This window comes from Xanthomonas arboricola, from assembly GCF_002940665.1.
Taxonomy (GTDB): Bacteria; Pseudomonadota; Gammaproteobacteria; order Xanthomonadales; family Xanthomonadaceae; genus Xanthomonas; species Xanthomonas arboricola_B.
Window position 1 is genome coordinate 427302 of sequence record NZ_MIGY01000001.1, and the last position, 20385, is coordinate 447686.

General features: G+C 67.5%; 13 protein-coding genes and 1 other RNA gene. 11 read left to right on the top strand and 3 right to left on the bottom strand.

Features of this window, described 5'->3' with window-relative positions; all coding sequences use genetic code 11:
* Nucleotides 1–135: 135 nt before the first annotated feature.
* Nucleotides 136–2238 (top strand): glycosyltransferase, encoded by a 2103-nt coding sequence (locus tag XarjCFBP7645_RS01970; protein ID WP_104536045.1) that lies wholly within the window; start codon nucleotides 136–138, stop codon nucleotides 2236–2238.
* A gap of 60 nt (nucleotides 2239–2298) precedes the next feature.
* On the opposite strand, the gene XarjCFBP7645_RS21590 is transcribed toward XarjCFBP7645_RS01970, so the two are convergent.
* Together XarjCFBP7645_RS21590 and XarjCFBP7645_RS01980 are read right to left on the bottom strand one after the other, a co-directional pair.
* Nucleotides 2299–3813: a hypothetical protein gene (locus XarjCFBP7645_RS21590; RefSeq protein WP_104536046.1), complete on the bottom strand. Its 1515-nt coding sequence runs from the start codon at nucleotides 3811–3813 to the stop codon at nucleotides 2299–2301.
* 205 nt (nucleotides 3814–4018) lie between these two features.
* Nucleotides 4019–6199, bottom strand: a complete 2181-nt coding sequence (locus XarjCFBP7645_RS01980) for a RelA/SpoT family protein (protein WP_104536713.1) — start codon at nucleotides 6197–6199, stop codon at nucleotides 4019–4021.
* Between the two features lie 293 nt (nucleotides 6200–6492).
* On the opposite strand from XarjCFBP7645_RS01980, the gene pqqA reads away from it, so the two are divergent.
* From pqqA to XarjCFBP7645_RS02030, 10 genes are all read left to right on the top strand, one after another.
* The gene (gene pqqA, locus XarjCFBP7645_RS01985) at nucleotides 6493–6573 is read left to right on the top strand and encodes a pyrroloquinoline quinone precursor peptide PqqA (protein WP_002812057.1); all 81 of its coding nucleotides are present in this window, start codon (nucleotides 6493–6495) and stop codon (nucleotides 6571–6573) included.
* Between the two features lie 66 nt (nucleotides 6574–6639).
* On the top strand, nucleotides 6640–7539 hold the full coding sequence (pqqB, locus tag XarjCFBP7645_RS01990) for a pyrroloquinoline quinone biosynthesis protein PqqB (protein WP_104536047.1): 900 nt from the start codon (nucleotides 6640–6642) through the stop codon (nucleotides 7537–7539).
* The gene (gene pqqC, locus XarjCFBP7645_RS01995; RefSeq protein ID WP_047127017.1) at nucleotides 7536–8288 is read left to right on the top strand and encodes a pyrroloquinoline-quinone synthase PqqC; all 753 of its coding nucleotides are present in this window, start codon (nucleotides 7536–7538) and stop codon (nucleotides 8286–8288) included. Before pqqB ends, pqqC begins: the two co-directional genes overlap by 4 nt.
* Nucleotides 8285–8563, top strand: a complete 279-nt coding sequence (gene pqqD, locus XarjCFBP7645_RS02000) for a pyrroloquinoline quinone biosynthesis peptide chaperone PqqD (RefSeq protein ID WP_047127018.1) — start codon at nucleotides 8285–8287, stop codon at nucleotides 8561–8563. Before pqqC ends, pqqD begins: the two co-directional genes overlap by 4 nt.
* Nucleotides 8560–9699: a pyrroloquinoline quinone biosynthesis protein PqqE gene (gene pqqE / locus XarjCFBP7645_RS02005; RefSeq protein ID WP_047127019.1), complete on the top strand. Its 1140-nt coding sequence runs from the start codon at nucleotides 8560–8562 to the stop codon at nucleotides 9697–9699. Before pqqD ends, pqqE begins: the two co-directional genes overlap by 4 nt.
* A gap of 62 nt (nucleotides 9700–9761) precedes the next feature.
* Nucleotides 9762–10274, top strand: a complete 513-nt coding sequence (locus XarjCFBP7645_RS02010; RefSeq protein WP_047127706.1) for a hypothetical protein — start codon at nucleotides 9762–9764, stop codon at nucleotides 10272–10274.
* Between the two features lie 61 nt (nucleotides 10275–10335).
* On the top strand, nucleotides 10336–11853 hold the full coding sequence (locus XarjCFBP7645_RS02015) for a PhoPQ-activated pathogenicity-related family protein (protein ID WP_047127020.1): 1518 nt from the start codon (nucleotides 10336–10338) through the stop codon (nucleotides 11851–11853).
* A gap of 317 nt (nucleotides 11854–12170) precedes the next feature.
* Nucleotides 12171–13205 carry a glucokinase family protein gene (locus XarjCFBP7645_RS02020; protein WP_047127021.1) on the top strand — a complete coding sequence of 345 codons (1035 nt, stop codon included), beginning with the start codon at nucleotides 12171–12173 and terminating at the stop codon, nucleotides 13203–13205.
* Nucleotides 13206–13306: 101 nt separating this feature from the next.
* Nucleotides 13307–15943, top strand: a complete 2637-nt coding sequence (locus XarjCFBP7645_RS02025) for a TonB-dependent receptor (RefSeq protein WP_104536048.1) — start codon at nucleotides 13307–13309, stop codon at nucleotides 15941–15943.
* Nucleotides 15944–16006: 63 nt separating this feature from the next.
* Nucleotides 16007–16083: non-coding RNA, sX9 sRNA (locus XarjCFBP7645_RS02030), on the top strand.
* A 109-nt stretch (nucleotides 16084–16192) separates the two neighbouring features.
* Here the strand turns inward: XarjCFBP7645_RS02030 and hrpA are convergent.
* The gene (gene hrpA / locus XarjCFBP7645_RS02035) at nucleotides 16193–20323 is read right to left on the bottom strand and encodes an ATP-dependent RNA helicase HrpA (protein ID WP_104536049.1); all 4131 of its coding nucleotides are present in this window, start codon (nucleotides 20321–20323) and stop codon (nucleotides 16193–16195) included.
* Between the last annotated feature and the right edge of the window lie 62 nt (nucleotides 20324–20385).

Consider the following 20385-nt stretch of genomic DNA (forward strand, 5'->3'; position numbering starts at 1 on the left):
GCCGTCAGCGGGCACGGACCGTCTTCGGCATCTGCGGGTACCCTGCGTACCCTGCGGTTGCCTTGTGCCGTCCTCGCCGCCTGTCGACTGCTCGCCGGGTGTTCTTCGCCACGCCACATCTGGAGGTCCAACGGAATGTCGATGTCCCTGGCCGATGCACGCTATCTGTTCAATCGCGTGCTTGGGCTGATTCACCGCAGCGTGGCAAGCATGCGCACACGCGGCTGGCGCGCCACCTGGCAGCGCATTCGCGTACATACGCAGGCACCGCCGGTGGCGCTCGGCACGCCGCTGTGGTTGCCGGAGGCGGCGCCGTTTGCCGCGTTCGCGGTTCCGTACAGCGACACCCCGCGCGTGACGGTGGTGATTCCGGTCTACAACCACATCGCGCGCACGTTGGCGTGCCTGCGCTCACTGGCCGCACATCCGCCGCTGCTGGAGGTGAAGATCATCGTCGTGGACGACGGCAGCAGCGACGCCACGCAGGCGCAGCTGCCGCAGGTGCAGGGGCTGCACTACCACCGGCGCGCCAGCAATGGCGGCTTCATCGCCGCCTGCAACGACGGCATCGCACTGGCGCGCGGCGACTACGTGGTGCTGCTCAACAACGACACCATCCCGCAGCCCGGCTGGCTGGATCGGCTGATCGACACGTTTGCCCAGCACCCCAGTGCCGGGCTGGTCGGCGCGCAACTGGTGTACCCGGACGGACGCCTGCAGGAATCCGGCGGCGTGGTGTTCGCCGATGGCAGCGCCTGGAGTTACGGTCGCTTCGAATCGGCCGACGACCCGCGCCATGCCTATGTGCGCGCGATGGACTATTGCTCCGGCGCGGCCATCGCGCTGCCACGCGCGTTGTTGCAGACGCTGGGCGGGCTGGATCGCCGCTACATGCCGGCGTACTACGAAGACACCGATCTGGCGTTTGCGGTACGTGCGGCCGGCTACCGGGTGCTGGTGCAGCCGACCAGCGTGGTGGTGCACGACGAGGGCACCAGCAATGGCACCGACACCCGCACCGGGGTGAAGGCGTATCAGGTGCGCAACCAAGGCGTGTTCGCCGACAAGTGGCAGCAGGCCCTGGCAACGCAGCTACCGGCCGGCACGGTCCCCGGACCTGCGCTGCTGCATCGCGGCCAACGCCAGGTGCTGATCCTGGACGAATGCGTGCCGCAACCGGATCGCGACTCGGGTTCGTTGCGGCAGTTCAATCTGATCCGCCTGCTATGCGAAGAAGGCGCGCACGTGGTGTTCGTGCCGACCCGTCGCGAACACGCCGGACGGCACACGCAGGCGCTGCAGCAACTGGGCGTGGAAGTCTGGTACGCGCCGTTCCTGGACGGCATCGGCAGCTGGCTGCGCACGCACGGCCCGCGGTTTGCCGTGGTGCTGCTGGTGCGTCACCACGTTGCGCATGCCTGCCTGCCGCTGCTCAGACGATACGCCCCGCAGGCCCGCACCCTGTTCGACACCGTCGATCTGCATTACCTGCGCGAGCGCCGCGGCGCCGAGCTGGCCGGCGATGCCAACCTGTTGCGCGCGGCCGAACGCACCCGCCTGCGCGAACTGGAGATCATGGCCGCCACCGACGTCACGCTGCTGGTCTCGGCGGCCGAACAGGCGCAGCTGCAGGCGGACGCACCGCAGATCCGCACCGCGCTGCTTTCCAACCTGCATGAGGTGGCCGGCAGCGGTCGCCGCTTCGAGCAACGCCGCGACCTGGTGTTCGTCGGCGGCTTCCGGCATCCACCCAATGTGGATGCGGTGCAGTGGTTCATCAGCGCGATCTTTCCGCAGGTGCGCGCGCAATTGCCGGAGGTGATCTTCCACTGCATCGGCGCGGACATGCCGGAGGCGCTGACACTGCTGGCCGACGAATGCCCCGGCGTGCGATTGCACGGGCATGTGCCGGATCTGCTGCCATTCATGGAAAACGCACGCATCGCGGTGGCGCCGCTGCGCTTCGGCGCCGGCGTCAAAGGCAAGATCAACCTGAGCATGGCGCATGGGCAGCCGGTGGTCGGCACCACCTGCGCGGTGGAAGGCATGCATCTGCGCGACGGCGAGGACGTCTGCGTGGCCGATGATGCCGCTGACTTCGCCGAGGCGATCGTGCGCCTGTATCGCGATGCGGCGCTGTGGCAGCGTCTGGCCGATAACGGGTTGCAGAACGTGGCCCGGCATTTTTCGCTGGATGCGGCGCGTGGCACGGTGCGCGCGCTATTTATCGCGGAGTGAGTGCGCGCCGGGCGCTCGGGGATGGCGCTGCGGGTAGCGCCGTCGAAGACAGCCGCTGCGTCAACGCTGCTCGGTCACGGCCTTGACCCGGCGCGTGAACTCGGCCAATTCCGGCAGCCCCGGATCCAGCTGGTGCGCCTCGTCCTGCGCGCGTCGTGCAAAGGCGGCGTCTTCCTGTCCCAGGCGTTCGCTGCCCACCGCAACCCAGCGTTGCGCCAGCCGTCGACGCGCGCCGGCCAGTGCATCGCCGTTGGGCGTCAGCGCCTGCCAGGCATCCAGACAGCCGCGCGCGGCACGCAGGCGGTTGTTGCGCAGCTCGTCCTCGAAGCAGCGCTGACTGGCCGGCACCACACGTGCGGCGGCCTGCAGCACGCGTGGATCGCCCGGCGCCAGCGCCTGCGCGGCACGCACCGCGTCGTAGGCACTGGCGCCGGGCGGCGTCATCCACTGCTGCTGCGCTTCGGCAGCTGCCACCCGTTGCAGCAGCGCACGCAGGCGACGCTCGCGCGCACTGCGCGACAGCCCGGTCTCGGGGCTGCGTTGGGCATCGCGGGCACGCGCAATCGCCTGCTCGGCCTGCGCAATCGCGGCGGCGCCGGGCAGCAAGGTCTTGGCTTCCTGCAGCGACTGCAGCGCGGCGTCGAACTGGAAATCTGCCGCCTGCCTGCCGGCTTGCGCGGCATATTCGCCTGCCACCTGCTCCAGCCCACGCTGGGCGGCCACATCCGCCGGCTCGGCTGCCAGCACGGCGGTGAAATCGCGTGCGGCCGGTGCCAGCCGGCCACGCCGCAACAGGCCCTGCGCGCGCTGACGGCGCTGCTCCAGCGCACGGTGATAGTGGCCTTCGGTCAGCGGCACATCGGCATGCCCGGCGTCGTAGTGCCTGGCAGCGGCCAGCAGCATCGCCGCATCGGCCAGCGCATCGCGCGCCAGGGCCTGGCGCGCCTGCGCCAGCAGATCGGTCAGGGCGTCCTCGCGCCCTTCCAGCGCATCGGTGCGCTCAGGTGCCAGGGTCAGGATGCGCTGATACAACGGCAGCGCGCTGTCCGGGCTGCCATCCAGGCGCCCTTGCTGTTGCGCGGACACCGCCTGTGCGAACAAGGCGTCCAGGCCGGCCCGACGCGCCTGCAACTGGCGCAGGCGCAGTGCCACCGGTGCGATCTGCGCCTGCGGCACCTCCAGCGCGCTCGCCAGCGTCAGCGCGCGCTGTGCAGCAGCGGCATCCCCGGCCGCAATCGCCGCGCGCGCCTGCACCACGGCGGCGGCGCCGGTGCGCGCCAGGCCGGCACGGGCCTCATCACGATCGCTGTCCAGGGCAAGCGCGGCAGCGAACAGTTCGCGCGCGCCGTTGCCATCGGCCGCACTGAGGTGACCGCGCGACAGCGCCGCATCGCCCCGTTGCAGCAGTTGCTGGATACGCGTGTCCGGCCACAGCCAATCGGCCAGCGGCTTGCGCAGCACGACCGTGGCCAGCAAGAGACAGGCACACAACGCCAGCACCACGCGCCATAGCGCGCGGCTGCGCAATGGTGCCCAGAGGCGAGGCGATCTTGCCCAGCGCGGAAGCGGGAGCATGCGGTGGCGTCCGTCCTTGGCGCGACCTGACGGGGACGCGTTCACCCCGTCATGGTAGCGGTCTGCCGCGAAGACGATGTGGGCTTGGGGGAATCGGGAATCGGGATTCGGGATTCGGGATTCGGGAAGCGTCAGGCGGGCACACCTTGTTTGCTTTGGGTGCCGCCTGTTTCAAGGCGATTGGCGCCGGCGGGCTGCGGCGCACTCAACCGAGTCGCCGCACCTCGTTTACGCCGGGCAAGGCATCCAGTTTGCCAAGCAGGCTGGACAGCTGGTCGTAGTCGCTGACCTTCAGGCGCAGGCGCAGTTGCGCCCTGCCGGTGTCGCGTACGTTGTCGCTGTTGATCTCCAGCACATGCGCGTCCTCCTGCGCGATCAGGTTGGTGATGTCCTTGAGCAGCCAGCGGCGGTCGACCGCGCGCACCTGCACATCCACCTCGTAGCCGCTGCCGGCCTGGCCCCACTCCACCGGCAATACCCGCTGCGGATGCGTCGCGGCCAGACGCGCCAGTGCCGCGCAATCGGTGCGATGCACGGTGATGCCGCGGCCGCGGGTCAGATAGCCGGCGATCGGCTCGCCCGCCACCGGTTGGCAGCAGCGCGCCAGCTGCACCAGCAGGTTGCCCACGCCCTGCACGGTGAACTTGGACTTGCCCAGCCCCTCGCGGCGCGCGGTGGGCCGTGGCGGCGCCGGCACCGCCGGCTGCGAGGCGGCCCGCTCGGCCTCCAGCAGTGCACGGCTGACCTGGTTGGGCCCGGTATCGCCCAACGCCACCTGGATATACAGATCGTCGACATTCTCGGCGTGGAACTTGCGCGTGGCCACGCTCAGATCGGCGTGCTGCAGGCCCAGCCGCTTGAGTTCGCGATCGAGCAGGTCCTTGCCGGCCTGTACGTTGCGCGCGCGATCGAGCTTGTGGAACCACGCGCGCACCTTGTCGCGCGATCGCCCGCTGGCCAGGAACCCGTTGGACGCCAGCAGCCAGTCGCGGCGCGGGTCGGCCTCCTTGGCGGTCATGATCTCCACCCGGTCGCCGCTGCGCAGCCGGTAGGTCAGCGGCACGATGCGGTCGTTGACGCGCGCGCCGCGGCAGCGATGCCCGACCATGGTGTGCACGTGATAGGCGAAATCCAGCGGCGTGGCGCCTTGCGGCAGATCGATGACCTCGCCCTTGGGGGTCAGCGCATACACGCGGTCCTCGATCAGCTCGGCATCCAGCGCGCCGGCCAGTTCGCCGTGGTCGCCTTCCTGCACCTGCTCCAGCAACTGGCGCATCCACAGGATCTTGCGGTCGAAGGCCTTCTCGCCGCCCTTGCCGCCTTCCTTGTATTTCCAGTGCGCGGCCACGCCGAGCTCGGCCTGCGCGTGCATCTCGTGGGTGCGGATCTGGATTTCGATCGTGCGCCCTTCCGGGCCGACCACGGCGGTATGCAGCGAGCGGTAGTCGTTGGCCTTGGGCCGGGCGATGTAGTCGTCGAACTCGCTCGGCACCGGCGCCCATAGCGAGTGCACCGCCCCCAGGGCGGCGTAGCAGGCGGCCACGTCGTCGACCATCACCCGCACCGCGCGGATGTCGTACAACTGGTCGAAGGACAGGCGCTTTTTCTGCATCTTCCGCCAGATGCTGTAGATGTGCTTGGGCCGCCCGCTGACCTCCGCGCGCAGGCCCTGCTGGGCCAGCGTCGCCGACAGGGTGCGCTTGACCGCGTCCAGATAGCGCTCGCGCGCCACGCGGGTTTCGTCCACCTCGCGGGCGATGCGGCGGTAGGTGTCCGGCTCCAGATGCCGGAACGCCAGGTCCTCCAGTTCCCACTTCACTTGCCAGATGCCCAGCCGGTTGGCCAGCGGCGCATGGATGTCGCGGGTGAGCTGGGCCAGTGCACGGCGCTGCTCTTCGCTCAGGCGGTCGGCCACGCGCATGCGCGCCAACTGGCGCGCCAGCAGGATCGGCACCACCCGCAGGTCGTGGATGATGGACAGCAACAGCCGCCGCAGGCCTTCGCTGTTGCGCCCGGCCTCGCGCCCGGCATGCAGGGCCCAGACCTGGTCGGCCGCATCCAGTCCGTCCAGCAGGCCTTCCACCGCCACTCGCCGCTCGGCCGGCTGCCACGGCAGGCCGGCGATCTTGGCGCGCAGCGCCGGCAGGTCGAACAGCAAGGCCGCAATCAAGGTGGCCTCGTCGGCCGCCAGCAGCGCCAACGCGTCCAGCGTGTCGGCGATCAGCGCCCAGGCCACGTCCTCGCTCTGCGCCGGCAGCTGCTGCCAGGCCTGCGCCAGGGCGTCACGCAGATCTGGCGCGATCGACGCGATGGCGGGACGCTGCAGCAAGGCATGCAGACGCTCGAAGGAGGAACTGGTCACAGCGGTGGACACGGCGATCGGCAACGACACGGGGATGACAGCTACGGTAACGTGCGCGTCACCTTCTCCACAACGCGCAATTACGCTGTCGCTGGCGCAATGCCGCACGCTTGCGCTTATGGTCGGTTCACCCGCCAACGTCTTGATTCGCAACCGCTGTGCGCCGCAAATGCGGCAATGCTGCAGGCCAATCGACACGCTCAATCGGCTTTTTACGTGCTTTTTACAACTCGCCCAAACCGCCTGCCTATCCTCCAGTGGCGTTGTCGCTGCGTCCTGCCGCGGCGACGTCATTCCAACCAACTGCGAGGTAGCCGATGAAGACCTGGAAGAAGCCTGTCGTTCGTGAAGTCAACTGTGGCGCCGAGATCAACTGCTACGTCTCCGGCGAATTCTGAGCTCACCTGCCGCCCTTCCTCCCGATGCATGACCGGCAATCGCCGGCAGACAGGTAACAGTTCTCCATGCGCATCATCGTTCTGGGATCGGCGGCCGGCGGTGGGCACCCGCAGTGGAATTGCCACACACCCGCCAGTCGGCGGGCATGGCAACAAGCCGATGGTGCCCAACGTCGTACCCAGGCCAGCATCGCCGTCAGTGCCGATGGCCAGCGCTGGGCCCTGATCAACGCCTCACCCGACTTCCGTCAACAAATTCTTGCAACGCCCGCACTCTGGCCGCAGCGCGACTTGCGGCATTCGCCGATCGAAGCGGTGCTGCTGACCAGCGGCGAGATCGACCATATCGCCGGATTGCTGTCGATGCGCGAGAGCCAGGTATTCTCGCTGCATGCCAGCAGCCGCGTGCTGGATCTGCTGTCGCAAAACCCCATCTTCGACGCGGTCAATCCCGCCTACGTGGAGCGCCAGCCGTTTGCGCTGGACACGCCGGTGTCGCTGCTGGGCCTGCAACTCACGCCGTTCTCGGTGCCCGGCAAGGTGCCGCTGTTCATGGAGTCGCGCAGTGGCGGCGACCTGGCCGGCTCCAACGAAGAAACCCTCGGGCTGACCATCGACGATGGCCGGCACCGCGTGCATTACATTCCCGGCTGCGCGGCGATGACCGACGCCTTGCGCGCGCGCCTGCAAGGCGCCGAACTGGTGTTCTTCGACGGCACGCTGTGGCGCGACGACGAAATGGTGCAACTAGGCATCAGCCAGAAGACCGGCCAGCGCATGGGCCACATGAGCATCGACGGCCCCGACGGCACGATTGCCGCGTTCGCCCCGCTGGAGGTGGCGCGCAAGATCTTCATCCATCTCAACACCACCAATCCCGTGCTCGACACCCACTCGCCGGAGTACGCCAGCGCGCGTGCCAGCGGCTGGGACGTCGCGCACGACGGCCTGGAGATCACCTTGTGACCACCCTGCTCACCCCGGACCAGCTGGAAGCGGACCTGCGTGCCATCGGTGCCCGCCTGTATCACGACCAGCATCCCTTCCACGCGCTTCTGCACGAGGGCAAGCTCGATCGCGGCCAGGTCCAGGCCTGGGCGCTGAACCGCTTCGAATACCAGCGCTGCATTCCATTGAAAGACGCCGCGATCCTGGCGCGCATGGAAGACCCGGCGTTGCGGCGGATCTGGCGGCAACGCATTCTCGATCACGACGGCAACAGCCCCAGCGACGGCGGCATCGCGCGTTGGCTGCACCTGACCGATGCGCTCGGCCTGGATCGCACGCTGGTGGAATCCGGCCGTGCGCTACTGCCCGGCACCCGTTTCGCGGTGCAGGCCTATCTGCAGTTCGTGCGCGAAAAAAGCCTGCTCGAGGCGATCGCCTCCTCGCTGACCGAGCTGTTCGCCCCCAACATCATCGGCCGGCGGGTGGCCGGCATGCTCAAGCATTACGACTTCGTCTCGCCCGAAGCGCTGGCCTATTTCGAGCATCGCCTGACCGAGGCGCCACGCGATTCGGATTTTGCGCTGGACTACGTCAAGCAGCACGCCGATACCGTCGAAAAACAGGCCCTGGTCAAGGCCGCGCTGCACTTCAAGTGCTCGGTGCTGTGGGCGCAGCTGGATGCATTGCACGTGGCTTACGTCGCCCCCGGCATCGTGTGGCCGGATGCGTTCGTGCCCGACCGCGACGCCAGCCGGGCCGCGGCGTGAGCAGCATTACCCGCGACAGCCAGCCGGCCCTGCGCGCAGGCGTGCGCCTGCAGCACGACCGCGCGCGCGACCAATGGGTGCTGCTGGCGCCGGAACGGGTGGTGGAGCTGGACGAGATCGCACTGGTGGTGGCGCAGCGCTACGACGGCACGCGCTCGCTGGCGCAGATCGCGCAGGAACTGGCGGGCGAATTCGCTGCCGACGCGGCCGATATCGAGATTGATGTGATCGAACTCACCAATACGCTGCATCAGAAGCGCCTGCTGCGGCTATGACCATCGCCCCGCCGCCACTGTCGGTGTTGCTGGAACTGACCCATCGCTGCCCGTTGGCCTGCCCGTATTGCTCCAACCCGATCGCGTTGGCGGCGCTGCGCGAGGAAATGGACACCGCCGGCTGGCGCTCGCTGCTGCAGCAGGCCGCCGACATGGGCGTGCTGCAGGCACATTTTTCCGGCGGCGAACCGATGCTGCGCAAGGACCTGCCCGAGTTGGTGGCGCATGCACGCGCGCTCGGGCTGTACAGCAACCTGATCACCTCCGGCGTGGCCGGGGGCGAGCCGATGCTGGACCAGTTGCAGGCAGCCGGACTGGAGCATGTGCAGCTGAGCGTGCAGGACGTCGACCCGGCCGGTGCCGACCGTATTGCCGGCTATCGCAACAGCCTGGCGAAGAAGCGCGAGTTCGCCGCGGCCGCGCGTGCGCGCGGCCTGCCGCTGACGCTCAATGCGGTGCTGCATCGCCATAACGCCGGGCGCGTGCCCGGCATGATCGCGCTGGCGCTGGAATGGCAGGCCGAACGCATTGAAGTGGCGCATACCCAGTACTACGGCTGGGGCCTGCGCAATCGCGCCGCGCTGATGCCCAGCCGCGAGCAGCTGATGGCCACGATTGATGCGGTGGAAACCGCCCGCCGCGAGCTCGGCGACCGCCTGGCGATCGACTTCGTCACCCCCGATTACTACGCCCGCCAGCCCAAGCCGTGCATGGGCGGCTGGGGCCAGCGCTTCGTCAACATCTCCCCGCGCGGCGATGTGTTGCCCTGCCACGCGGCAGAGACTATCGACGGCATGCGCTTTGACAACCTGCGCGAGCGGTCGCTGGCCGACATCTGGAACAACGGCGAGGCCTTCGTGCGCTTCCGCGGCACCGCATGGATGCCGGAGGTCTGCCAGGGTTGCCCCAAGCGCGAGATCGACTGGGGCGGTTGCCGCTGCCAGGCGCTGGCGCTCAGTGGCGATGCCGCCACGTTGGACCCGGTCTGCGAACGCTCGCCGCGGCATGCCCAGGTGCGCGCCACCGCCGAACGCGAGGCCGCCACACCGCCGCCGGAATTCGTCTACCGCCGCCCCGGCCGCCCCGAACGCGCGGCATCGGCCAGCGCAGACGCACGCACCGCCGACGCGCCGTAGCCGGCTGCGGCAGGCGCGGGCTAGCGTCTACACTAGCCGCCTCCTCTGATCGGATGGTCTCCATGTCGCTCGCGCGCCGCATTCCCCTGCTGGTCTGCCTGACCCTCGCCCTGAACGCCAGCCCGGCCCTCGCGCAGCGCGCGGTGCAGGGCGACCTGCAGTCGCAGATGAGCGCCGAGCAGTTCAAGGCCGCCGGTCTGGACAAGCTCGATGCCGGCGAACTGGCCGCGCTCAACGACTGGCTGCAGGGCAAGGTCGCCAAGGAAGCTGCGGTCGTGGTCGAACAAGCCAAGGAGGCCGGCCGCCAGGAAGTGATCGTCAAGAACCGCGGCTTCTTCGATTTCGGCAGCAACGAGCCGATCCAGAGCAACATCGTCGGCGAGTTCAAGGGTTTTTCGAAGGGGCGCGTGTACACGCTCGCCAATGGCCAGGACTGGGAGCAGACCGACGCTGCGACGTTGTCGGGCGTGCGCAATGAGGCGCCCAAGGTCAAGATCAAGCCGGGTCTGGTCGGCGTGTGGTATCTGCAGATCGAGGGTTACAACACGCAGGCCAAGGTGCGCCGGGTCAAGTAAGCGCGCCGGAACACTGCCGGCCCGTCACCGCAGACTGCGGCAGGCCACCCGGAGAACACGCATGCGTTGGATGACACGTTGCAGCCTGGCGTTGCTGGCGTCACTGGCCTGGTTCGCAGGCATTGCGCCTGCAGATGCGGCCACGGCGCCCCCGCTGTCAGCGCAGCAGTGCGCCGCAGCGCCCGAGGTCGGCATCGACCAGGCGCTGGTGTGCTATCGCGACGCCATCGAGCGCCAACCGCTGGTCTACCGGCGTGTGGCCACCAGCACGGTGGACGGTGTCGAGCGGCGCGATTACCTGCTGACCTCGCAGCAGTGGTCGCCGGAGGACCTGGTGCAGCCGGCCAGCTGGCAGCACGATGTGGCCATCTACGTGCCGGCGGATGCGTTGCCGACGCGTGCGCTGCTGATCTCCACCAATGGCACCCGCCAACCGGCCGATGGCGGCGCGCCGCAACCGTCCAGCGAATTGCCGCCCGAGGCCCTGGCCGCACTGGCGCAACGCAGCCGCACCGTGGTGATCGCGCTCGGCGATCTGCCCAGCCAGGCACTGACCTACCGCAACGATGGCAGGCCGCGCCGCGAAGACGACAGCGTCGCCTACAGCTGGTCGCTGTTTCTGGCATCGCCGCAACGACGCAAGACCATGCCGCTGCATGTGCCGATGGCCGCGGCGATCGCGCGCACCATGAGCCTGGCCGAACGCGAATTGGCGCCGTTGCAGATTCATCGCTTCATCCTCGCCGGCGCCTCCAAGCGCGGCTGGGCCAGCTGGCACGCCACCATTGCCGATGCGCGCGTGGAGGCCGTGGTGCCGTTCGTGATCGACATCCTCAATATGCCGGCCGTGCTCGAGCACATGTCTCGGGCCTATGGCGGCAACTGGCCGATCGCATTCGGCGCCTATGCCAGGCAGGGAATCACCGCGCAGCTGCACACGCCGGCATTTGCGCAACTGGTGCAACTGCAGGACCCGCTGAGTTATCTGCACACGCCGCAGCGCAAACGCCTGGCCGTGCCCAAGTACATCGTCAATGCCAGCGGCGACGATTTCTTCCTGCCGGACAACACGCAGTTCTTCTACAACGCGCTGCCCGGCAGCAAGGCGCTGCGCATGGTGCCCAACAGCGCGCACAGCGGCATCCGCGCCTCGATCGTCGACAGCCTGGTGCCTTTCGTGAACCGGCTGCAGCAGCAGCGTGCATTGCCGACGGTGCGCGATTCCCTACACGCAGGCGAACATTCGCAGATCCGCTTCCGCTCCTCAGAGCGCCCTGCGCAATTGCGTCTGTGGCAGGCGAACAACCCGGCGGCACGCGATTTTCGCTATGCCTGCGGCATTCGTTACAGCGCCACGCCGATCGCGCCTACGCGCGGCAACACGGTGTCGGTACCGGTGCAGACTCCCGATGCCGGCTGGAGCGCGTACTTCGTCGAGGCCACCTACGCGGACGGCTTCGTCGCCACCAGTCAGACCTACGTGCTCGGCAAGCAGCAGTACCCGACGCAGGCGCCACCCACCGACGGCGCGGCCTGCAGCACCTTGCCGGGCACTGCCGCTGCGGCGCCTGCACGCTGAGTCGGCGGCTCCGCGGATCGCTCACCCAATCAGGCCGGCCGTCTCGATATCGAGGGTCGATGTCGACGCTGCGCCAGCGTCCTGGGACCGACAACGGTGCCAGCGGTCAGAATGGGCCATGACTTGAGTGGACACTTTCGCCCGCCTTGCGCAATCAAGTCCGCATAAACGATGTCGAACCGAGCCATTTTGCACTTGAGTCCGCCGACAAGATCGATCCAACCCGACTGAACCATTGACATCGTTGTCACCAACTTCTACACAGGCCGCTACTCGCCGATCGCATTGGCCGGTCGGACGAATCCAAAGGACTGCACGTGGCTGCGACTTCGCGTTCTGCTCTCGCTTCTGACCTGCCCACCGCACCGGTCGCCACCGGCTTTATCGCGGCCGACGTAGGTGGCACGCATGTGCGGGTCGGCCACATCGCGCGGGCAGGCACTGCTGCGAGCGAGCTGTCGCATTACCGCACCTATCGCTGCGCCGAACACGCCAGTCTGGAGGCCATCCTTGCCGACGTCCTGCAGCAACGGCGCGACGTCGAGGCCGTGGTGATCGCCAGTGCCGGGGTCGCGCTGGATGACGGCAGCTTCATCAGCAACAACCTGCCATGGACGATTTCGCCGGGCCGCATTCGCGCCACGCTCGCCGTGCCCAGCGTGCGCCTGGTCAACGATTTCGAAGCGGTGGCCTACGCCGCACCGCTGATGGAACAACGCGCCGTGCTGCAACTGAGCGGACCGACACCCCGGCATGCGCGCGCTACCGGCCCGATCCTGGTGGTCGGCCCCGGCACCGGGCTGGGTGCGGCGGTCTGGATCGATGCCAAGCCGCGGCCGATCGTGCTCGCCACCGAAGCCGGCCAGGTCGCCCTGGCCAGCAACGACGGGATGGAGCTGCAGCTGCTGCGGATCCTGCTGCGTGGCGAGCGCTATCTACCGCTCGAACATGTGCTGTCCGGACCCGGCCTGCTGCATCTCTACAACGCCCTGTGCGAATTGCACGGCGCCACGCCACGCCACCGGCTGCCGGCCGCGATCACGCATGCCGCGCTGCGCGACGACGATGCGCTGGCACGCGACTGCCTGCAGATCTTCTGCGCGGTGCTGGGCAGCGCGGTCGGCGACATGGCGCTGGCCTACGGCGCGGCCGGCGGCATCTATCTGGCCGGCGGCTTTTTGCCGGCGATCGGCCCGTTTCTGCAGAGCAGCCGCTTTCGCGAGCGTTTTCTGGACAAGGGACGCATGCGCGCGGTGCTCGAACGCATTCCGGTCAAGTTGGTCGAGCACGGGCAACTGGGCGTGCTCGGCGCGGCCAATTGGTATCTGCAACACCCCGCTGACCTGTCGTAAGCGATCCACCACGCGCTCGGCCCCGAGCGCGCGTCTGCAAGACCCGCATCCGGCGTGCAGCAGCCCGCCGTCCATCCCTGTGCGTGATGAGGAGAGACATCATGAAATACAGCACCACCCTGCTGTCCAGCGCGATCGCGTTGTCGCTGGCATTCGCTGCGCAAGCCCAGGACGCGGTCGACCGACAGGCCACCGATCTGGATGCCGTGCAGGTGGTCGGCATCCGTGCCAGCCTGGAAAGATCGCTCGACACCAAACGCAACAACGCCGGCATTTCCGAAGCGATCACCGCCGAAGATATCGGCAAGTTTCCAAGCACCAACGTAGCCGAGGCGCTGTCGCAGATTCCCGGCGTCACCCTGGACCGGCGCTTCGGCCAGGGCGAGCGCGTCAGCATCGACGGCACCGACCCCAGCCTCAACCTGTCGTTCCTGGACGGCCACCCGGTGGCCCAGGCGATCTGGCTCTATGGCGAGCAACCCAGCCGCGGATTCGATTACACCTTGCTGGCGCCGCAAATACTGGGCCGTGCGGAAATCCTCAAATCCTCCGAAGCGCGCCTGACCGAAGGCAGCCTGGGCGGCACCGTGTTGATGCACACCCGGCAGCCGCTGGACCTGAACGTCAACGAGGTGGCCGCCTCCATCGGCTACAGCTACAGCGAGCAGGCCAGCGAAGGCAAACCGAACGCGGCGCTGCTGTATAGCTGGAAGAACGCGGCCGACACCTTCGGCGTCGCCGTGTCGGCGCAGCATTACGAAGAACGCGTCGATCGCCGCGGCATGGAAGTGTTCGGCTACGCGCCGGCCGGCACGTTCGCCAATGCCGCAGGCGGCGTGCCCGCCGATGCGGACGTGCCCAATTCGATCAACGCAGCCTGGTTCCAGCAGGATCGCGAGCGCAACAGCGCCGTGGTCAACCTGCAACTCAAGCCCAGCCAGGCGCTGGAATTCAACCTCAGCGGCCTGTACATCAACGAAAACTTCGACAACTACAACCAGTCGATGTACAGCTTCCTGACCTGGAATGCCGGCACGGTCGCGGCAGTGGATCAACTCGGCGGCCTGCGCAATGGCGTGGTGACCAGCGGGCATTCCGCTGCCAATGCCGACCCGCTCGGCGGCACCGTGATCTACGACAACAACGTGCGTGAATCGGAAGTGACCACCAAGGGCCTGGACCTGCGCGGTGCATTTCGCGGCGACGGCTGGGGATTGAATGGGCAGGTGGGCCAAAGCAGATCCGAGAACAAGGATCTATCGCAGTATTTCATCGAGCCGTTCTACAACGGCGGCTTCAGCTGGGATACGCGGCGCGGCATCCGTTTCGACGATCCGGCGCGTGCGCGCGATCCGGCCAGCTGGGGGTCTGCCGGCGGCTGGTTCGGCAATAACGGCATCTTTTCCACCGAAAGCAAGCACACCTACGGACAACTCGATCTGAATCTGCAGTTCGACAGCGTGTTCAACCAACTGCTGCTGGGCGTACGTCATGGCAAGCATGAGGAACGCTTCGAACTCAACGTCTATGGCGGCGTGACGCCGGGCACGCTGGCCGACGTGGGCACGATCGGGCTGACCGATCTGCAGGATTTCTATCCGGATCACGGCCGGCATGTGCAGGCAGGCCGCAACAACGTGCTGAACTGGATTCGCAACAGCCCGGTCGATTACGCCGCGCCGGATCCGGCCAGCTATCTCAACAACACCTGGGCGCTGCAGCAGACCAATAACGCCGCCTACGCCCAGTTGAATTTCTCCGGCGGCGGTTTGCGCGGCAATCTCGGGCTGCGGTATGTCGATTCGAAAACCGAGGGCAGCGGCTTCGTCTACAGCGGCACGCCCACACTGCAGAACGCCGGGGACCTGTGGCAGACCCGCACGCGCAAGGAGGATTTCCTGCTGCCCTCGCTCACGTTGTCCTACGAGGCCGCCGACGATTGGGTGTTCCGTCTTGCCGCAGCCAAGGTGATCGCCTGGGCGCCGTACAACCAGATGGTCAACAACACCTTCCTCAACGACACCACACTGACCGGCAGCGGCGGCAATGCCGAGCTGTCGCCGTACGAATCCTGGAACTTCAACCTATCGGCCGAGTATTACTTTGCGCAGCAGTCGGTGGTGGCGTGGTCGCTGTTCTACAAGAAGATCGACAACTACATCGACACCAGCGCCAGCGTGGAGCGCCAGTACAACGCGCTGCGCGATACCGCGCCGCAGAGCTGGGCGCAGTTGCTCGGCAGCAACGGCTGCACCGCCGATGGCTATTGTGATTACAGCATCCAGCGGCCACGCAATGCCGGCGATGGCAAGGTCAAGGGCTTCAACATCGCGTTCCAGCAGCCATTCGGCGACAGCGGTTTCGGCCTGACCGCCAACTACACCTACGCCAATGGCGAAAACAACACCGGCGATGCCCTGCCCTACCAGTCGCGCAACAGCGTGGCAGTCAGCCCGTACTACGAAAAAGGCCCGCTCAATGCACGGCTGACCTACAACTGGCGCGACAGCTATCTGGCCGGCGGTTACGTGGCCGGTGCCGCGCCGGCAAGCGTGGATGACTACGCCGAACTCGGCGCAAGCATCGGCTATGCGTTCAGCCCGAACTGGTCGCTGCAGATCGACGCGCAGAACCTGCTGGACGAGCAATACCTGCAGTACCTCGGCGACACCGACCATCTGGCCGGTCGCTACAGGAGCGGGCGCCGCTACATGGCGAGCCTGCACATGAAGTTCTAAGCGCGGCTGGCAAAAAGCACGGCGCTCACCGCCAGGCGGGCGCGGCCGGCACTCGGAATCGGCATGCACCACCCGCAGATGCCGGTTCAGAGCGCGCCTTCCACGCCCTGCTGACGACTGCTCGCTGAGTTTCGTTGGCCGTTCCAAGCGCAGCGCTCGGCCTGGGCCGCCAGTCGATGGCAGAACCTGCGCGGACACAGCGCGCTGGCGATGACGGCAAGCCGTCATCGCCAGCGCATCGATCACCATTCAGTTGCGCAACGCAGCCACCCGCTGCGACAGCTTCTTCGCCGACACGCCCGACCTGGCACCCAGCTCCTGCGCGAACACCGACACGCGCAATTCCTCCAGGTCCCAGCGTAGCGACTGCCATTCATCACGTTGCTGCAGACCACGCGCAGCCGCCTGGTCCAATGCATCCACGAACGGCTTGAGTTCGAGCATGCGTGCCTGGTCGCGGGCCGGATCGCGTTTGGCGCGCTCGGTCCGCAGGATCATCGCCTTGAGATAGCGCGGGTAATTGGCCAGCGCCTCGGCCGGCGTTTCGCGCAGGAAGCCGGCGTGCACCAGCGCGCGCAGCTGCTGCTCCATATCGTCCAGGTTGCCGCGCGCCCAGCCCATCAACGGCGCTTCCAGCAGGGGCTTGAGCTCGGCCACCGCGGCGAGAATGCTTTCGGCCAGCTTCAGCCGTTCCATCGCCTCGCCGAACAGGCGCTTGATCGCCTCGTCGCGGCGCTGCGCAAAGGCACCGGGATCGCGGATCGCGCCCAGACCATCGGCCAGCACCGCGTTGAGCGCGGCATCGACCAGATCGCCGCGCAGGCGTTCCTGCGATTCGATCGCCGCGTACAGCAGGCCGGTCTTGGGCGACACCGGCAACTGCTTGCGCGCCTGCTTGATCTTGTCGGCCAGCGCGATTTCCAGCAGCCGGCGCACGCCGCGCGGATGCGCCTGCGCCGCCTCGTTGCGGTCGGCAAAGATGCGTAGCGCCGCGTCGTCGCCCCGATCCACCAGCGCCGGATAGGCCGGCACGCCGGCTTCGCCGGCAACCTGTTCGGGAATCGGCGTGGACGGAAAATCGCGCAAGCCCTCGGCAGCCAGCGCGCGCCCTGCACGCGCGGCAAAGGCCTGGCCGGCACGCTCGCCAAAGCGTGCGCGCAATCCATCCAGATCGCGCGACTCGGCCAGCACCTTGCCGCCGTCATCGCGCAGGCGCAGGTTCATCAGCAGATGCGTGTCCAGCGACTCTTCGTCGAAATCCAGCGCCGCCACCTGGGTGCCGGTGGCCTTGGTCAGGAAGCGCGCCAGCTCGCCGCGGATGTCGTCGGCCGAGGCGATGCTGTAGGCCTCGTAGAACGCGCGTCCGAAATCCGGCGCCGGCACATAATTGCGCCGCTGCACCTTGGGCAGGCTGCGAATCAGGGCCGATGCCTTGTCGGCAACGAAGCCCGGCGCCAGCCACGACAGCCGCGCCGGATCCAGCGCGTTGAGCAGGTGCAACGGCACATCCAGCGTCACGCCGTCATCGATGGCGCCCGGCTCGAAGCGGTAATGCAGCGGCAGCCGCGCATCGCCCAGCGGGAAATACTTCGGAAAACGATCGGCCTCGCTGCCTTCGCCCGGCAGCAGGTCGTTCAATGTCCAGTGCAGGCTGCGGCGCTTGTCCGGCGGCAGGCCTTTCCACCATGCATCCAGCCCGCTGGCCGAATGCAGTTCGGCCGGAATGCGGTCCAGATACCAGCGCGCCTGCCAGTCTTCGTCGGCAACGATGCCGGCGCGACGCAGCTTGGCTTCTTCTTCGCGCGCCTGCTCCAGCACCTTGAGGTTGTCGGCGATAAACGCCGCACGCGTATTGATTTCGCCCGTGACCAGGCCCTGGCGCACGAACAGGTCATGCGCGCCGGCGGGGTCGATCTTGCCGAAATGGACCGGCTTCTTCGGCGCCAGCACCAGGCCGAACAGGCTGATCTGTTCGGACGCTACCACCTGCCCCTGCGCACGCGACCAATGCGGGTCGAAATGCTTGCGCGCCAGCAGATGTCCCAGCTCGGCGATCGCCCAGTCCGGCTCGATCGCGGCATTAGTCATGCCCCAGACCTTTTGCGTATCCAGCAGCGTGGCCGCCAGAATCCACGGCGGCGGCTTGCGTGCCAATGCCGAGCCAGGAAACGGCACGAACCGGCGTTGCCGCGCGGCGAGAAAGTCGCCTTTTTCGGTGCGATGGCCGATCTGCGTCGGCAGGCCCGCCAACAGCGCGCGATGCAAGGCCTGATACGCCGCCGCACGTTCGCGCTCGCTGGTGCGTGCCGCCGCTTCGGCCGCTTCGGCCTGTTTGGCGGCAGCAGCAGAGACGTGTTGTGCAGGTGGCGCGTTCGGATCCGGCTTGCCTTCGCGTGCCAGCCGCGCAGCGCGATGCAGCTGCCCGCGCGTGGGCCGGTTGGCGTTGTGCCCATCCTCGCGCGCAGGCGCGCTGGCACCGGCCAGCAATGGCGCCAGCATCGCGGTGGCGGGCTCTTCGCTCCAACCCAGCTCTTCGCACAACAGGCGCAGCTGCCGATGCAGCTCGCGCCACTCGCGCATGCGCAGGAAGCCGAGAAAATGCCGGTTGCACCAGTCGCGCAGCTTGGACTGGGTGAGATCTTCGTGCACCTGTCGGTACGCCTCCCACAGCCGCAGGATGCCGACGAATTCCGAGCGTGCATCGGCAAACAGCGCATGCGCGTTGTCGGCCGCTTCGCGTGCTTCGGGCGGGCGCTCGCGCGGATCCTGGATGCCCAGGAAGGCGGCGATGATGATCATCTCGCGCAGGCAGCCGTGCTGTTGCGCAGCCACCAGCATGCGCGCCAGCTTGACGTCCACCGGCAGGCGCGCCATCTGGCGGCCGGTCGCGGTCAAGCGCCGTTCGGCATCGATCGCGCCCAGCTCCAGCAACTGCTGCCAGCCGTCGGCGACCGCACGCTCGTCCGGCGCTTCCAGGAACGGGAAATCCTCGATCCGCCCCAGGCCCAGTTGCAGCATGCGCAGGATCACGCCCGACAACGACGAGCGGCGGATTTCCGGATCGGTGAATGCAGGCCGCGCGGCAAAATCCGCTTCGGCATACAGGCGGTAGCAGATGCCTTCGGCGATGCGCCCGCAGCGGCCCATGCGCTGATTGGCGCTGGCCTGCGAGATCGGTTCGATATGCAGCCGGTCCAGCTTCTGGCGCGGGCTGTAGCGCTTGATCCGCGCAAAACCCGGGTCCACCACGTAACGGATGCGCGGCACCGTCAGCGAAGTTTCGGCCACATTGGTGGCCAGCACCAGGCGCCGACGCGGCCCCGGGTTGAACACCCGGTCCTGGTCGGCCGCCGACAGCCGCGCGTACAGCGGCACCACTTCGGTTTCGCGGTACTTGCGCCGTTCCAGCGACTGGTGCGCATCGCGGATCTCGCGCTCGCCGGGCAGGAACATCAGCACGTCGCCACGCGGATCGAGGCGGGTGATCTCGTCGATCGCCGCCACGATCGCATCGTTGACGGTGCGTTCGCCATCGCGGCCATTGCCACGCTCGCTGTCGCCGCTGTCGCCGCTGTCGCCGGCCTCGCCTTCGAGCGGCCGGTAGCGCACCTCGACCGGAAAGGTACGGCCTTCCACATCGATCACCGGCGCGTTATCGAAATGCTGTGCGAAACGCCCGGTATCGATGGTGGCCGAGGTGACGATCAACTTGAGATCGGAGCGCTTTTGCAGCAACTGCTTGAGATAGCCGAGCAAGAAATCGATGTTGAGGCTGCGTTCGTGCGCTTCGTCCACGATGATGGTGTCGTAGGCCGACAACCAGCGGTCGCTGGCGATCTCGGCCAGCAGGATGCCGTCGGTCATGAACTTGATCCGCGATTGCTCGCCGACCCGGTCGGCGAAGCGCACCTGGAAGCCCACCGTGGTGCCCAACGGCGTCTTCAGCTCCTCGGCCACGCGCGCCGCCACCGCGCGCGCGGCGATCCGGCGTGGCTGGGTGCAGCCGATCATGCCCGCCGCACCGCGCCCGGCCGCCAGACACAGCTTCGGCAGCTGGGTGGTCTTGCCAGAGCCGGTTTCGCCGGCGATGACGACAACCTGATGGTCACGGATCAGCGCGACGATGCGCTCAGCCTCGCGCGCGATCGGCAGTTGCTCGTCCAGCGTGATGGCCGGCTGCTGCTCGGCGCGCGCCTGGCGTTGCGCCTGCGATGCCGCCAGCGCCTGCTCGAACGCCTCCCGCACCTGCGCGTTGCCGGGCTTGCCTTGCCAGCGCGACCATAGACCGAGCAGCCGGCCACGGTCGCGGCTCATCGCGCCATCGACGGCGCGGCGGCGCTCACGCAAGGTGGTGGCAAGGTCGGTGTCGATAGCGCTCATTGATGGAAAAATGTGAAAGATTGAATGACAGAAGATCCTTTAGCCTGTCTATTGTGACCCGA

Excerpts from the sequence above, each read along its gene's own strand:
- XarjCFBP7645_RS01970 (WP_104536045.1), top strand. The coding sequence starts at position 136 with ATGTCGATGTCCCTGGCCGATGCACGCTATCTGTTCAATCGCGTGCTT.
- pqqA (WP_002812057.1), top strand. The coding sequence starts at position 6,493 with ATGAAGACCTGGAAGAAGCCTGTCGTTCGTGAAGTCAACTGTGGCGCC.
- XarjCFBP7645_RS02015 (WP_047127020.1), top strand. The coding sequence starts at position 10,336 with ATGCGTTGGATGACACGTTGCAGCCTGGCGTTGCTGGCGTCACTGGCC.
- pqqB (WP_104536047.1), top strand. The coding sequence starts at position 6,640 with ATGCGCATCATCGTTCTGGGATCGGCGGCCGGCGGTGGGCACCCGCAG.
- hrpA (WP_104536049.1), bottom strand. The coding sequence starts at position 20,323 with ATGAGCGCTATCGACACCGACCTTGCCACCACCTTGCGTGAGCGCCGC.
- XarjCFBP7645_RS02025 (WP_104536048.1), top strand. The coding sequence starts at position 13,307 with ATGAAATACAGCACCACCCTGCTGTCCAGCGCGATCGCGTTGTCGCTG.
- XarjCFBP7645_RS21590 (WP_104536046.1), bottom strand. The coding sequence starts at position 3,813 with ATGCTCCCGCTTCCGCGCTGGGCAAGATCGCCTCGCCTCTGGGCACCA.
- XarjCFBP7645_RS02010 (WP_047127706.1), top strand. The coding sequence starts at position 9,762 with ATGTCGCTCGCGCGCCGCATTCCCCTGCTGGTCTGCCTGACCCTCGCC.
- pqqE (WP_047127019.1), top strand. The coding sequence starts at position 8,560 with ATGACCATCGCCCCGCCGCCACTGTCGGTGTTGCTGGAACTGACCCAT.